The sequence below is a fragment of the Amycolatopsis sp. NPDC003865 genome, assembly GCF_053605345.1.
Window position 1 is genome coordinate 397660 of the sequence record NZ_JBSGJA010000003.1, and the last position, 14996, is coordinate 412655.

8 protein-coding genes are annotated in these 14996 nt (G+C 69.3%); 6 read left to right on the forward strand and 2 right to left on the reverse strand.

The window, feature by feature from the left end:
• The first annotated feature begins 28 nt into the window (after positions 1-28).
• The 3 genes from rpoB to ACWEVP_RS10570 all read left to right on the forward strand — a co-directional run bounded on the left by rpoB (position 29) and on the right by ACWEVP_RS10570 (position 9439).
• Positions 29-3529: a DNA-directed RNA polymerase subunit beta gene (gene rpoB / locus ACWEVP_RS10560; RefSeq protein WP_452062318.1), complete on the forward strand. Its 3501-nt coding sequence runs from the start codon at positions 29-31 to the stop codon at positions 3527-3529.
• 93 nt (positions 3530-3622) lie between these two features.
• Positions 3623-7534: a DNA-directed RNA polymerase subunit beta' gene (locus tag ACWEVP_RS10565; protein ID WP_452062319.1), complete on the forward strand. Its 3912-nt coding sequence runs from the start codon at positions 3623-3625 to the stop codon at positions 7532-7534.
• Positions 7535-7693: 159 nt separating this feature from the next.
• On the forward strand, positions 7694-9439 hold the full coding sequence (locus tag ACWEVP_RS10570; protein ID WP_452062320.1) for a hypothetical protein: 1746 nt from the start codon (positions 7694-7696) through the stop codon (positions 9437-9439).
• Positions 9440-9490: 51 nt separating this feature from the next.
• Here the strand turns inward: ACWEVP_RS10570 and ACWEVP_RS10575 are convergent, their stop codons facing one another.
• Together ACWEVP_RS10575 and ACWEVP_RS10580 are read right to left on the reverse strand one after the other, a co-directional pair.
• Positions 9491-10264: a M15 family metallopeptidase gene (locus ACWEVP_RS10575; RefSeq protein WP_452062321.1), complete on the reverse strand. Its 774-nt coding sequence runs from the start codon at positions 10262-10264 to the stop codon at positions 9491-9493.
• Positions 10265-10322: 58 nt separating this feature from the next.
• Positions 10323-10823 (reverse strand): Lrp/AsnC family transcriptional regulator, encoded by a 501-nt coding sequence (locus ACWEVP_RS10580; protein ID WP_452062322.1) that lies wholly within the window; start codon positions 10821-10823, stop codon positions 10323-10325.
• A 95-nt stretch (positions 10824-10918) separates the two neighbouring features.
• Here ACWEVP_RS10580 and ACWEVP_RS10585 point away from each other — a divergent pair, with 95 nt between their 5' ends.
• From ACWEVP_RS10585 to ACWEVP_RS10595, 3 genes are all read left to right on the forward strand, one after another.
• The gene (locus ACWEVP_RS10585; protein WP_452062323.1) at positions 10919-12091 is read left to right on the forward strand and encodes an MFS transporter; all 1173 of its coding nucleotides are present in this window, start codon (positions 10919-10921) and stop codon (positions 12089-12091) included.
• A gap of 61 nt (positions 12092-12152) precedes the next feature.
• Positions 12153-12794 carry a zinc ribbon domain-containing protein gene (locus ACWEVP_RS10590; RefSeq protein WP_372671256.1) on the forward strand — a complete coding sequence of 214 codons (642 nt, stop codon included), beginning with the start codon at positions 12153-12155 and terminating at the stop codon, positions 12792-12794.
• A gap of 338 nt (positions 12795-13132) precedes the next feature.
• Positions 13133-14980, forward strand: a complete 1848-nt coding sequence (locus tag ACWEVP_RS10595; RefSeq protein WP_452062324.1) for a hypothetical protein — start codon at positions 13133-13135, stop codon at positions 14978-14980.
• Positions 14981-14996: the final 16 nt, after the last annotated feature.

Below are 14996 nucleotides of genomic sequence, written 5' to 3' on the forward strand. Positions count from 1 at the left end.
CCGCTCATTGTCCCCGGAAGGACGCATCTTGGCAGTCTCTCCCGCGAACCAGGCCACTGCTGCGACCACCTCGGCTGAATCTCGCTCGGAGTCCACGGGAATCCCCGGCGCGCCCAAGCGGGTTTCCTTCGCAAAGATTCGCGAACCCCTCAGCACCCCCAACCTGCTCGACGTCCAGATCCAGTCGTTCCAGTGGTTCACCGGGGACGAAGCGTGGTTCGAACGCCGTGTCGAAGAAGGTGAAGAAAACCCGGTCGGCGGCCTCGAAGAGGTCCTCAACGAGATCTCCCCGATCGAGGACTTCTCCGGTTCGATGTCCCTGTCCTTCTCCGCTCCGCGCTTCGACGAGGTCAAGGCCTCGATCGAGGAGTGCAAGGACAAGGACATGACCTACGCCGCCCCGCTGTTCGTGACGGCCGAGTTCGTCAACAACAACACGGGCGAGATCAAGAGCCAGACGGTCTTCCTGGGCGACTTCCCGGTCATGACCGACAAGGGCACGTTCATCATCAACGGCACCGAGCGTGTCGTCGTGTCCCAGCTGGTCCGCTCGCCGGGCGTCTACTACTCGAAGGACGTCGACAAGACGACCGACAAGGACGTCTTCAGCGTCCGCGTGATCCCGAGCCGGGGTGCCTGGCTCGAGTTCGACGTCGACAAGCGCGACACCGTCGGCGTGCGCATCGACCGCAAGCGCCGCCAGCCGGTCACCGTGCTGCTGAAGGCGCTGGGCTGGACCACCGAGGCGATCCGCGAGCGCTTCTCCTTCTCGGAGACGCTGCTGGCCACCCTCGAGAAGGACCACACCGCCGGCACCGACGAGGCGCTGCTCGACATCTACCGCAAGCTGCGCCCGGGCGAGCCGCCCACGAAGGAGAGCGCGCAGACCCTGCTGGAGAACCTGTTCTTCAAGGCGAAGCGCTACGACCTGGCGAAGGTCGGCCGGTACAAGCTGAACAAGAAGCTCGGCCTGACCACGCCGTACGACACCGGGACGCTGACCGAAGAGGACATCGTCACGACCATCGAGTACCTGGTCCGGCTGCACGCCGGCGAGGACAAGATGGGCGAGGGCGAGCTCGAGGTGCCGGTCGAGACCGACGACATCGACCACTTCGGCAACCGGCGCCTGCGCACGGTCGGCGAGCTGATCCAGAACCAGATCCGGGTCGGCCTCTCCCGCACCGAGCGCGTCGTGCGCGAGCGCATGACGACGCAGGACGTCGAGGCGATCACGCCGCAGACCCTGATCAACATCCGCCCGATCGGCGCGGCGATCAAGGAGTTCTTCGGCACCTCGCAGCTGTCGCAGTTCATGGACCAGAACAACCCGCTGTCGGGCCTGACGCACAAGCGTCGTCTGTCGGCCCTCGGCCCGGGTGGTCTGTCCCGTGAGCGCGCCGGCATGGAGGTCCGGGACGTCCACCCGTCGCACTACGGCCGGATGTGCCCGATCGAGACGCCGGAAGGCCCGAACATCGGCCTGATCGGCTCGCTCTGCTCCTACGCGCGGGTCAACCCGTTCGGCTTCATCGAGACGCCGTACCGCAAGGTCGTCGAGGGCCGGGTCACCGACCAGGTCGACTACCTGACCGCGGACGAAGAGGACCGGTACGTCAAGGCCCAGGCCAACGCGCCGATCTCCGACGACGGCACCTTCCTCGAAGACCGGGTCATGGCCCGCCGCAAGGGTGGCGAGGTCGAGCTGATCGACCCGCTCGACATCGACTACATGGACGTCTCGCCGCGGCAGATGGTCTCGGTCGCGACGGCGATGATCCCGTTCCTCGAGCACGACGACGCGAACCGCGCCCTGATGGGTGCGAACATGCAGCGCCAGGCCGTGCCGCTGCTGCGCAACCAGGCCCCGTACGTGGGCACGGGTGTGGAGCTGCGCGCCGCGGTCGACGCCGGTGACGTGCTCGTCGCCGAGCAGGCCGGCATCGTCGAGGAGCTCTCGGCGGACCTGATCACGATCATGCACGACGACGGCACGCGGAAGAGCTACGGGCTGTACAAGTTCCGCCGCTCGAACCACGGCACCTGCTTCAACCACCGCCCGATCGTCAACGAGGGCGACCGGGTCGAGCAGGGTCAGGTCATCGCCGACGGCCCGTCCACCGAGAACGGTGAGATGGCGCTCGGCAAGAACCTGCTCGTCGCGGTCATGCCGTGGGAGGGCCACAACTACGAGGACGCGATCATCCTCTCCGAGCGCCTGGTGCAGGACGACGTGCTGACGTCGATCCACATCGAGGAGCACGAGATCGACGCCCGCGACACCAAGCTGGGCGCCGAGGAGATCACCCGGGACATCCCGAACGTCTCCGAGGAGGTCCTGGCCGACCTCGACGAGCGCGGCATCATCCGGATCGGTGCCGAGGTCCGCGACGGCGACATCCTGGTCGGCAAGGTCACGCCGAAGGGCGAGACCGAGCTGACCCCGGAGGAGCGCCTGCTCCGCGCGATCTTCGGCGAGAAGGCCCGTGAGGTCCGCGACACCTCGCTGAAGGTGCCGCACGGCGAGACCGGCAAGGTCATCGGCATCCGCGTGTTCTCGCGCGAGGACGACGACGAGCTGCCCCCGGGCGTCAACGAGCTGGTCCGCGTCTACGTGGCCCAGAAGCGGAAGATCCAGCCGGGCGACAAGCTCGCCGGCCGGCACGGGAACAAGGGTGTCATCGGCAAGATCCTGCCGGTCGAGGACATGCCGTTCATGGAGGACGGCACGCCCGTCGACATCATCCTGAACACCCACGGTGTGCCGCGACGGATGAACATCGGCCAGATCCTCGAGCTGCACCTGGGCTGGCTGGCGTCGCAGGGCTGGACGATCGAAGGCAACCCGGACTGGGCGAAGAACCTGTCCGAGGAGCTCTACGACGTCGCGCCCGGCACGAACACCGCCACCCCGGTGTTCGACGGCGCGAAGGAAGAGGAACTCACCGGGCTGCTCGGGGCGACCAAGCCGAACCGCGACGGCGAGCGCATGGTCAAGGAGAACGGCAAGGCCACGCTGTTCGACGGCCGCTCCGGCGAGCCGTACCCGTACCCGGTGTCGGTCGGCTACATGTACATCCTGAAGCTGCACCACCTGGTCGACGACAAGATCCACGCCCGCTCCACCGGTCCGTACTCGATGATCACGCAGCAGCCGCTGGGTGGTAAGGCGCAGTTCGGTGGCCAGCGCTTCGGTGAGATGGAGTGCTGGGCGATGCAGGCGTACGGCGCCGCCTACACGCTGCAGGAGCTGCTGACGATCAAGTCGGACGACGTGGTCGGCCGCGTCAAGGTGTACGAGGCCATCGTCAAGGGGGAGAACATCCCCGAGCCGGGCATCCCGGAGTCGTTCAAGGTGCTCCTCAAGGAGCTCCAGTCGCTGTGCCTCAACGTCGAGGTGCTCTCCAGCGACGGCGCGGCGATCGAGATGCGCGACTCCGACGACGAGGACCTCGAGCGCGCCGCGGCCAACCTCGGCATCAACCTGTCCCGCAACGAGTCGCCCTCGGTGGACGACGTCGTGCACTGATCGCGAGCTGAGCGAGGGGCCGGCCTCCCGCAGGCCCCTCGCTCGCCCGCCCGCCCCCTCTTCTAGCCGAAACAACCCCAAGGGGATCTAGACGTGCTGGACGTCAACTTCTTCGATGAGCTCCGCATTGGTCTCGCCACGGCCGACGACATCCGTCAGTGGTCGTACGGCGAGGTCAAGAAGCCGGAGACCATCAACTACCGGACGCTCAAGCCCGAGAAGGACGGCCTCTTCTGCGAGAAGATCTTCGGCCCGACCCGGGACTGGGAGTGCTACTGCGGCAAGTACAAGCGCGTCCGCTTCAAGGGCATCATCTGTGAGCGCTGCGGCGTCGAGGTGACCCGCGCCAAGGTGCGCCGCGAGCGGATGGGCCACATCGAGCTGGCCGCCCCCGTCACCCACATCTGGTACTTCAAGGGTGTTCCCTCGCGCCTCGGCTACCTGCTGGACCTGGCGCCGAAGGACCTCGAGAAGATCATCTACTTCGCTGCTTACGTCATCACCGGCGTGAACACGGAGCTGCGCCACAACGACCTGCCGACCCTCGAGAACGAGATCGGCGTCGAGCGCAAGAACCTCGAGACCAAGCGTGACGCGGACATCGAGGCCCGCGCGCAGAAGCTGGAAGCCGACCTGGCCGAGCTGGAGGCGGAGGGCGCCAAGTCCGACGTCCGCCGCAAGGTCAAGGAGGGCGGCGAGCGCGAGATGCGCCAGCTGCGTGACCGCGCCGGTCGCGAGCTGGACCGCCTCGAGGAGGTCTGGACGACCTTCACGAAGCTCGACACCCGCCAGCTGATCGCCGACGAGCTGCTCTACCGCGAGCTCGTCGACCGCTACGGCGAGTACTTCACCGGCGGCATGGGCGCGGAGGCCATCCAGAAGCTGGCCACCGAGTTCGACGTCGCCGCGGAGGCCGAGAGCCTGCGCGACACCATCCGCAACGGCAAGGGGCAGAAGAAGCTCCGCGCGCTGAAGCGGCTGAAGGTCGTCGCGGCGTTCCAGGCCACCGGCAACGACCCGCGCGGCATGGTGCTCGACGCCGTCCCGGTCATCCCGCCGGACCTGCGCCCGATGGTGCAGCTGGACGGTGGCCGCTTCGCGACCTCCGACCTGAACGACCTGTACCGCCGGGTGATCAACCGGAACAACCGCCTCAAGCGGCTGATCGACCTCGGCGCGCCCGAGATCATCGTCAACAACGAGAAGCGGATGCTGCAGGAGGCCGTCGACGCGCTGTTCGACAACGGCCGCCGCGGGCGTCCGGTCACCGGCCCGGGCAACCGGCCGCTGAAGTCGCTGTCCGACCTCCTCAAGGGCAAGCAGGGCCGGTTCCGCCAGAACCTGCTCGGCAAGCGCGTCGACTACTCGGGCCGTTCGGTCATCATCGTGGGCCCGCAGCTGAAGCTGCACCAGTGCGGTCTGCCGAAGGACATGGCGCTCGAGCTGTTCAAGCCGTTCGTCATGAAGCGGCTGGTCGACCTGAACCACGCGCAGAACATCAAGTCCGCCAAGCGGATGGTGGAGCGCTCGCGGCCGCAGGTGTGGGACGTGCTGGAAGAGGTCATCACCGGCCACCCGGTGATGCTGAACCGCGCGCCGACGCTGCACCGCCTCGGCATCCAGGCCTTCGAGCCGCAGCTGGTCGAGGGCAAGGCCATCCAGCTGCACCCGCTGGTCTGCGAGGCGTTCAACGCGGACTTCGACGGTGACCAGATGGCGGTGCACCTGCCGCTGTCGGCCGAGGCGCAGGCCGAGGCCCGGATCCTGATGCTGTCGGCGAACAACATCCTGTCGCCGGCGTCGGGCCGTCCGCTCGCCATGCCGCGGCTGGACATGGTCACGGGTCTGTTCCACCTGACCCGGCTGAACGAGGAGGCCGAGGGCGCGGGCAACGCGTACTCGTCGCCGGCCGAGGCCATCATGGCCTTCGACCGCAAGGCGCTGGGCCTGCACGCCCCGATCAAGATCCGCATCACCGACCGTCAGCCGGCGAAGGCCGACGAAGCGGCGCTGGCGGAGAAGGGCTGGGAGCCGGGCAAGGCGTGGCTGGCCGAGACGACCCTGGGCCGCGTGCTGTTCAACGAGCTGCTGCCGGCGGACTACCCGTTCATCAACGAGCCGATGCCGAAGAAGCGTCAGGCCGCGATCGTGAACGACCTCGCCGAGCGGTACTCGATGACCCAGGTCGCGCAGACCCTGGACCGCCTGAAGGACGCCGGGTTCTACTGGGCGACCCGCTCGGGCGTCACCGTCGCCATCTCGGACGTGCTCACCCCGGTGGGCAAGGCCGCCATCCTCGACGAGTACGAGGGCAAGGCCTCCCAGGTGGAGAAGCGCTACCAGCGTGGTCAGCTGTCGCACACCGAGCGCAACAACGAGCTCGTCAAGGTGTGGACGCAGGCCACCGAAGAGGTCCACAAGATCATGGAGACGGCGCTGCCGGACGACAACCCGATCGCCATGATCGTGAAGTCGGGCGCGGCGGGCAACATGACGCAGGTCCGGTCGCTGGCCGGCATGCGTGGCCTGGTGTCGAACCCGAAGGGTGAGTACATTCCGCGTCCGATCAAGGCCAACTTCCGTGAAGGCCTGTCGGTGGCGGAGTACTTCATCGCGACGCACGGTGCCCGGAAGGGCCTGGCGGACACGGCGCTCCGGACCGCCGACTCGGGTTACCTGACCCGGCGTCTGGTGGACGTCTCGCAGGACGTCATCGTCCGCGAGATCGACTGCGGCACCACCCGCGGCATCATGATGCCGATCGGCGAGGACATCGGCGACGGCAAGGTCCTGCGCGACCAGCACGTCGAGACCTCGGTCTACGCGCGGAACCTCGCGACGGACGCGGTGGACGCCAAGGGCAACGTCGTGCTGAACGCGGGCGACGACATCGGCGACCCGGCCATCGAGAAGCTGCTCTCCAGCGGCATCTCGAAGGTCAAGGTCCGCTCGGTGCTGACCTGCGAGTCGGCCGTCGGCATCTGCGCGACCTGCTACGGCCGCTCGATGGCGACCGGTCAGCTGGTCGACGTCGGCGAGGCCGTGGGTATCGTCGCGGCCCAGTCGATCGGTGAGCCCGGTACGCAGCTGACGATGCGTACGTTCCACCAGGGTGGTGTCGCCGGTGACGACATCACGACCGGTCTGCCCCGTGTCCAGGAGCTCTTCGAGGCTCGGGTCCCGAAGGGCAAGGCGCCGATCGCCGACGTCGATGGCCGCGTGCGCATCGAGGAGAGCGAGCGGTTCTGGAAGATCACGCTGATCCCGGACGACGGCGGCGAAGAGATCGTCTTCGACAAGCTGTCCAAGCGTCAGCGGCTCGCGAACACCCCGAACGGCCCGCTGGGCGACGGCGACCACGTCAACGTCGGTCAGCAGCTGCTCGAGGGCACGCCGGACCCGCACGAGGTCCTGCGGGTCATGGGGCCGCGCGAGGCGCAGATGCACCTGACGGACGAGGTCCAGAAGGTGTACCGGGCGCAGGGTGTGTCGATCCACGACAAGCACATCGAGGTCATCGTCCGGCAGATGCTGCGCCGGGTGACGATCATCGACTCCGGTGCCACGGACTTCCTGCCGGGCGAGCTGCCCGAGCGGACCAAGTTCGAGGCGACGAACCGGGCCGCGGTCGCCGAGGGCGGCGAGCCGGCTTCGGGTCGTCCGGTGCTGATGGGCATCACGAAGGCGTCGCTCACCACGGACTCGTGGCTGTCGGCGGCGTCGTTCCAGGAGACCACGCGAGTCCTGACCGACGCGGCGATCAACGGCCGCTCGGACAAGCTCGTCGGCCTCAAGGAGAACGTGATCATCGGTAAGCTGATCCCGGCCGGTACGGGCATCAACAAGTACCGCAACATCCAGGTGCAGCCGACCGAGGAGGCCCGGGTCGCGGCGTACGCGATCCCGTCCTACGACGACGGCTACTACACCCCGGACGTGTTCGGTACGGGTACCGGTGCCGCGGTTCCGCTGGACGACTACGACTTCGGCCGCGACTTCCGCTGAAGCTGAGTCATTGAGAAAGGCCCCTGCCGGGTTTCCCGGCGGGGGCCTTTCCCGTTTTGGAAATGTCACCTCCACCAGCCCGGAATGTCGCTAGAGTGAGCCGGTTCACGCGGTTCGGGGGCTTTGCGCGTTTCAACGGGTACTGAGGGGTGACTGTTCGTGAACAAATCCAGAAGCGCGAGACCGATCGCGCGCACTTTCGCCGCGCTCGCCGCCGCGGCCCTCCTGACCGGCGGGTTCGCCGTCCCGGCCGGGGCGGAAGAGGAGCCGACGCCGACCACCACGGCGCCGGCCACGTCCGAGGCGCCGAGCAGTTCCGCCGAGCCGACGGCCGGCGTGCCGAGTTCCAGCCCGCCGGAAAGCAAGCCGCCGGCGAAACAGGCCGCGCAGGTGGAACGCGCCCAGGTCGAAATCTCGGTCGCGCTCGACAAGGACACCTACCGAACCGATGAGGACATCCGCTTCACGTTCAAGGTGACGAACACCGGCTCGACCACCGCGAAGGGCCTCTGGGTCTCCCAGCACATCATCGAGCCGACCGACCTGGTCGTCCCGTACGACCCGGGCTGGGGTCCGCTCACGACCGGCGGCCCCGGTCTCGATCTCGAGCCCGGCAAGTCCTTCGAGCTCCACGGCACCGGGAAGGTCCGCGAGGTCGACCAGACCGCCACCGTCCTGCGGGGCGTCGTGTTCGACGCGACCCACTTCGGTGTCGGCGAGTTCTCGGCGGACGCGAAGGTCGTCCCGGCGCCCGGCCACGCCGAAGGCGTCGTCTACGGGGACAAGAACGGCAACGGCAAGCGCGACGCCGGCGAGGAGCTGGCCGGCGCCAAGCTCACCCTGCGGTACGTCAACGGCAGCGGCACCCGGACCGCCACGAGCGGCCCCGATGGGAAGATCGTCTTCGACGTCCCGGGCGCGGAGTACTTCATCGGTGGTGAGGTCGTCGACGGCTGGCTGATCCCGTTCCGGGTCGTCCGGATCGGCGCGGACACCCACCTGGACGTCCGGGGCGCGCCGCCGCTGAACGGTGCGCTCAAGGCGTCGATGGCCTTCACGAAGAGCAGCTATCAGGTCGGCGAGCTCGCCCACGTCACCGTGACGCTGGCGAACTCCGGCCCGATCCCGCTCACCGGCATCACCGCTGCCTGCAACCGCATCGGTGACCCCTACATCCTGAGCGGACGCGGCCCCGGCTGGGGCGCCCTCGCCGCCGACGGCGTGACGATCGCCCCCGGTGAGACGCGCACCTTCGACGTGACCGAGGCCGTGCCCGCTGCCGCCTTCAACCGCGGCATCGTGGTCGCGGCCTGCGACTTCGGCTACGAGGAAGTCGACACCGAGAACCACGCGAATGCCCGCGCGCAGGCCGCGGTTCCGGGAGCGAAGGCGATCGTCGAAGGCAATGTCGGTGTGTACGACGACCAGGGCCAGGTGAAGCAGGGCCTCGCCGGGGTCAAGGTCGTGCTGGTGTCCGATCAGCACTGCCCGGTCACCGGCGAGCGGATCACCGACGCGAAGGGCCACTTCGAGTTCCGCGATATCGCGCCCGGGCCGGCGTACGAGCTGTTCTTCCTGACGCCGAAGGGCTGGAAGATCCAGTACAACCCGATGTCGATCGATGTCTGGGGCCCGCCGGAGAACCACCGCGTGTGGCGGGTGGACGCCGAGCAGGGTGAAGCCCCGGCGCCGGCCGTGCCGGTCAACCCCGCGGACTGCACCGCCGCCAACCCGACCTCGACCACCGGCGCGGCCGGCGGCACCGGAGGCGGCGAAAGCAGTGGCGGTGGCCTCGCCAGCACCGGCGTCGACGCGCTCGGGCTCGGCGCGCTCGCGCTGATCGCCCTGGCCCTCGGTGGTGGCCTGGTGCTCGGCGCCCGCCGGCGCCGGAACACCGCGGCCTGACGAACGCGAAGCGCCCGCCGGTCCACAGTGGACCGGCGGGCGCTTCGCGGCTCAGCGCAAGCCGCAGTGCGCCACCGGGAAGTCGAAGTACGTGTCGGGGAACGGCTCGCCTTTCAGCGTGTAGTGCCACCACTCCTCGGGCAGGTTCCGGAATCCCGCCGCCGTCATCGCGTTCCGCAGTACGTCGCGGTTCGTCCGCGCCACGCCCGTGATCGCCGGGTTGTCCGTGTGCGCCAACGGGTCGAAGCAGTCGTAACCGGTGCCCATGTCGACCGTGTTGTCCGGGAACCGCTGGTCCTGCGGCGCGAAGCACGGCTGCAGCGGCTCGCCGGGACGGTACGGCCGCTGGTGCCGCGGCGGGAGCTTCACCAGCGTCAGGTCCATCGTGCTGCCGCGGCTGTGCCCGGACTTCTCGGCGATGTACCCCTCTTCGAACAGCCGGTCCTTCTCGACGTTCGGGTAGAACTCGGCCTTCATCTTCTCGTCGGCGAGGTCCTTCGCCCACCGCACGAAGTGGTCGACCGCGCGCTGCGGGCGGTAGCAGTCGTACACCTTCAACGTGTAGCCCTGCCGGAGCACCCGCGCCTGGGCCTGCCGCAACGCCGAAGCGGCCTGGCGGGTCAGGATGCAGGTGGGCTCGAGGTACCCGTCGATCCGCTGCCCGACGAAGTTGTGCCGGGTGGCGTAGCGGATGTCCTGCAGGATCGACGGTGCGACGTCGGACAGCGCGACGAACTCCGAAGCCGGGGCGGCCTGGGCGGGAGCGGGGACGGCGACACCGGCCAAGGCGGCGAGGGCGACGGCGAAGACGCGGAAGATCGGCATCCCTTTCGTCTACCAGCTGAGCGCCGGGCGATCAGCCGCCTTCCGGGCAGCCTTCGGGTCAGGACCAGCCTTCAGGCGTCGTCGCGCGGAGGAAGTCGTCGGACGGCGGCCGCACCGGCCGGCCCTCGAACTGCGTCGACAGCACCACCGACGACCGCAGCTCGCCGTGCTTGCCCAGCCGCTCCAGCAGACCTTCGAAGTGTTCGAGCGAGGCCGCCCGGATCTTCAGCATCGTGCAGTGGTCGCCGGACAGGCGGTGGATCTCCACGACCTCCGGGTAGTCCTCGGACTTCGACGTCTTCAGCAGGCAGCTGCTCAGCGCGCAGCGCATCTCGACGAACGCCTGCAGCGGCTGGCCCGCGCGCCGCGCGTCGACCTGCGCCCGGTAGCCGGTGATCACCCCGGTCTCCTCCAGCCGCCGCACGCGCTCGGCCACCGCCGGGGCCGACAGGTTGATCCGGCGGCCCAGCTCCTTGAACGACAGCCGCCCGTCGGCCTGCAGCAGGTCCAGCAGCCGCCAGTCGACGTCGTCCAGCGGCTTTTCCGAACGGAAGGTCATGGGCCCCATTCTCCTTCCGAACCGCGGCCGCGGCCACGGATTTGCCGTCGAACAGCCCTTCGAAAGATCGCCGCAAGTTCCTAAAGTTGCTGGTCATGGGGACATTGACGGTGACCGGCCGGGCCCGGTCCATGGGAGCGCTGTTCGCCGGCGTCGCGCTGCTCAACACGGCGACGGTCGGGCTGAGCACGGCGGCGACGCTGATCGTCGCGGCGGGCAGCGGGCCGGGGTGGAGCGGCCTGCCGAGCGTCGCGAACGTGCTCGGGACGGCCGCCGGGGCGCTCGGCGCGGGCCTGCTGCTGCCGGGGCACGGCCGCCGCCGCGTGCTGGCCGCCGGGTACGGCGTCGCCGCGGCGGGGGCACTGGTCGCGTTCGCCGGCGCGCTGACGACGTCGCTCGTGCCGCTCCTGCTGGGCATCCTGCTGGTCGGCCTCGGCAACGGCGGCGCGCAGCTGTCGCGCTACCTGGCCGCGGACCTCTACCCCGAGGAACGCCGGGGCCGCGCGCTCTCGAACGTCGTCTGGGCGGGGACCGTCGGCGCGCTCGCCGGGCCCGCGCTGATGGCCCCGGCGGCGGACGTCGCGACCGGCTTCGGCTGGCCGGCGCTGTCCGGGCCGGTCGCCGTCGCGGTCCTCGCCACGGCCGGCGCGGCGCTCGCGGCCGCGTTCCTGCCGCGGCACGTCCCGCTCCGGGCCGAAGAGCCGGTGAGTGCCCCGGTGCGGGCGACCGGCGTCGCGCGGCCGCTGGTCGCGATGGTCGCCGCGCAGCTCACGATGGTCGCCGTCATGACCATGACGCCGTTGCAGCTGCAGCACCAGGGGCACGGGCTCGACGTCGTCGGCTGGGTGCTGAGCGCGCACCTGTTCGGCATGTTCGCGCTGGCGCCGCTGTCCGGCCGGATCGCCGACCGCTGGGGCCCGCGCGTCACCGTCAACGCGGGCCTGGGCGTGCTCGCCCTCGCGTCGGCGACCGCGCTCGCGGCACCGACCTCGCACGCGTCCGGCCTGCCGGTGGCGTTGTTCCTGCTGGGGTACGGCTGGAACCTGGTGTTCGTCGGCGGCAGCGCGCAGCTGACCCGCGACCTCGCGCCGGCGACGCGCAGCCGGGTGCAGGGCACCGTGGACGCGGTCGTCTGGTCGGCGTCCGCGCTCGCCGGGCTGGGCTCCGGGCAGCTCTTCGCCGGCGGCGGGTACGCGCTCGTCGCGGTCGTCGGCGGGGTGCTGGCCCTGCTCCCGCTGGTGCTGCTCGTTCCTCGTGACGGCCGGTAGCCGGGTCGTTGTCGGCAAATCTCTCGTCGCCGGGGGCGCGGGCCGCTGGCGAAGATGGGCCGTGGCTGACTCTGTGCCCTTCACGGACAACTTCTCGGACCTCTCCAACACGCAGGGGTACCAGTTCGAGTTCCGGTGCGAACGCTGCGGCAACGGCTATCGATCCGCCTTCCAGCGCGACAACGTCGAGACCGGGCGTAGCGTGCTCCGCGCCGTCGGGTCGTTCTTCGGCGGGACGCTGCGGGACCTGAGCAACTCGGCCGACCAGTGGCGCTACGACCGCGCCACCAACTCGCCCGCCAAGGACAAAGCCCTGGCCGCGGCGGTCAAGGAGATCACCCCGAGCTTCCGCCAGTGCCGCGGCTGCGGCGACTGGATGTGCCAGGACCAGTGCTGGAACGAGGAGATCGGGCAGTGTCTGCGCTGCTCGCCGAGCGTCGCCGAGGAGATCTCGCGCGCGCAGGCATCGGCGCAGCGCGACCAGATCTGGGACAAGGCCCGCGAGAAGGACTGGACCAGCGGTCTCGACATCGACACCCGCGCCAAGGTCACCTGCCCGGGCTGCGGCCTGAAGGCCGACGGCGGGAAGTTCTGTTCGTCCTGCGGGACGTCGTTGGCGCTCAAGGTCGCCTGCGGCGGGTGCGGGAGCGAAGCCAACAAGCCGGGAGCGTTGTTCTGCTCGGACTGCGGCACCAAACTCTGACCGGAGTTCCCGGCACTTCATAACGAAACCATAACGAGCAGCCCCGGCGTTCAGGCGCCGGGGCTGCGCCATTGTGACCAGCTGTGACGCCGCCGGTTGGTCCAGCAGTGCTGCCCACTCGTTCGGAGCAGTGCGCGCGGTCAACTCGGCCCACTTCGTGGGAGATTCACCCAATCGGGCCGGGTCTCATTCTTTGATCACGGCTGGACGATCCGCCCGCGCGGCGCGAACATTCCGCCGGGTCCGCCGAGCGTCGGTGGACCGCGCTTTCCGTTGTACCCCAACGGTTCCCCGGTGAACCGGTAATGCAACGCGCCCTTTTCCCGCAAAGGAGAACCATGCGAGCAACTCCGTCGCGACCGGGCCGGTGGCGAAAGGTGGTGACCGGCGCCGCGGCACTCGCCCTCGCGGCCGGCGCGGTCACGTACACCGGTTCCGCCACCGGCGCCTACGCCGACGTCCAGACGATCACCGACGCGAAGACCGCGTCCGACGGCAAGCAGTACTGGGTGCGGAACCACCTGGTGTCCAAGGATCTCGCGCGGTCGGAGAGCGGGACGCCGAAGAAGTGGCTGCTGGTCTGGGCCGGTGACGAGAACATCGCCGACACGCTCGTCAAGGACGTCAAGAACCTGCCGGGCACCCTCGGCGGCGGGCTCAACAAGATCAAGAACGCGCTACCCGGCCCGGACTTCCTCGCCGTCATCGACGCGACGCAGGGTTCGCCGACGTACGGCAAGGTCGTCAACACCGCCACCGTCGGCCCGCTGGTCGAGAACGAGCCGCACCACATGCAGTACGTGTGGCACAAGGGCGACACGATCTACGCGGGCGCGCTGTTCGCCGCGGCGACGTACGCCTTCGACGTCAGCGCGCTGCCGCAGCTGAAGCTCAAGGGCGTCAGCCTGCCGACCAGCACCCTCGGCGGCAGCGTCCCGGACGCCTACTGGGTGCTCAAGGACGGCACCGCCTACGGCACGTACATGGGCGGGCCGGTCGTGCCCGGCCCGCACGCGTACGCCGACGGCTCCACCCAGGTCGGCAACGGCTTCGCGGGCAGCCCCGGCGAAGTCGTCCACTTCGGACAGAACGCGCAGGTGCTCTCGGAGTCCCCGGCGGCGACCCCGCAGGGCGACAACCGGAAGCTCTGCGACAACCTGCCGCAGCTGGGCAAGCCGACCTGCGCCAACCCGCACGGCGTCCAGGCCCGCGAGGACCTGAACACGCTCGTCACGAGCGACTACGCCGAGCCGCGCAACATCATCCTCGACCCGGTGAAGCAGCCGTCGCCGTACCTGCGCCGGCCGACCGTGCGGACCTGGGACATCTCCGACCGCAACCACCCGAAGCTGAAGTCGGTGTCCTACCTGCGGGACGGCCCGCGTGCCGATCCCGCCGACCCGCTGCACGCCGAGAGCCGCGCGGTCATGGAGACGACGGTGACGAACCTGCCGGGCCACAAGGGCGCGTTCGCCCAGACCATGCAGGGCGGCGCGGTGTTCTACACGCCGGACATCACCGCGGCCGAGCCGCACTGGATCGAGGTGTTCGACGACGGCGCCGCGAACAAGTCCATCCACGCGAACAACGACTCGAACGGCGCCAGCTCCAACGGCGGCTGGATCCAGACGAGCCCGGACGACAAGTACCTCTACCGCGCGATCGTCGGGCGGCAGAAGGGCACCCTCTCGGCGGACGACCCCGGCACCACCGGCGGTGTCTACGTCCTCGACATCCAGAAGCTGGTGAACGCCGGCGACCGGATCGAGGACATCCAGGGCCGGGTCGACACCTTGGCGAAGGCGCAGCAGGGCGGGGGCGGCGACCTGCCGACCGTCGTCGGCGCGGCCCCGATCAACCCCGGCACGCCGGGTGCGGGCCCGCACTGGGGCGCCTACGACAACTTCGTGCTCGGCGACGACGGCTTCTACCACGAAACCACGTCGCCGCAGCACCTCGCGGTGTCGAACTACTTCGTCGCGCGGTCCGGTTTGGACGGTGACCACAAGGTCAACCTGCTGAACCTCGGGCCGGACGGGAAGGTGTCGGTCGACTCGAACTTCCGGGACGAGTTCACCGGCCAGGTCGGCATCAACTTCAACCGCAAGTCGTGGCCGCACGGGGACTTCGGCAACGCCAAGCCGCACGCCGAGCTGTTCGTGGTCGCCGACGCGAACGTCAAGTAGCGAGAACCCGCACCCG

What these genes read in the sequence shown, in the direction of transcription:
- ACWEVP_RS10580 (WP_452062322.1), bottom strand. Translation starts at nt 10,823, where the DNA reads ATGACCTTCCGTTCGGAAAAGCCGCTGGACGACGTCGACTGGCGGCTG.
- ACWEVP_RS10585 (WP_452062323.1), top strand. Translation starts at nt 10,919, where the DNA reads ATGGGGACATTGACGGTGACCGGCCGGGCCCGGTCCATGGGAGCGCTG.
- ACWEVP_RS10595 (WP_452062324.1), top strand. Translation starts at nt 13,133, where the DNA reads ATGCGAGCAACTCCGTCGCGACCGGGCCGGTGGCGAAAGGTGGTGACC.
- ACWEVP_RS10575 (WP_452062321.1), bottom strand. Translation starts at nt 10,264, where the DNA reads ATGCCGATCTTCCGCGTCTTCGCCGTCGCCCTCGCCGCCTTGGCCGGT.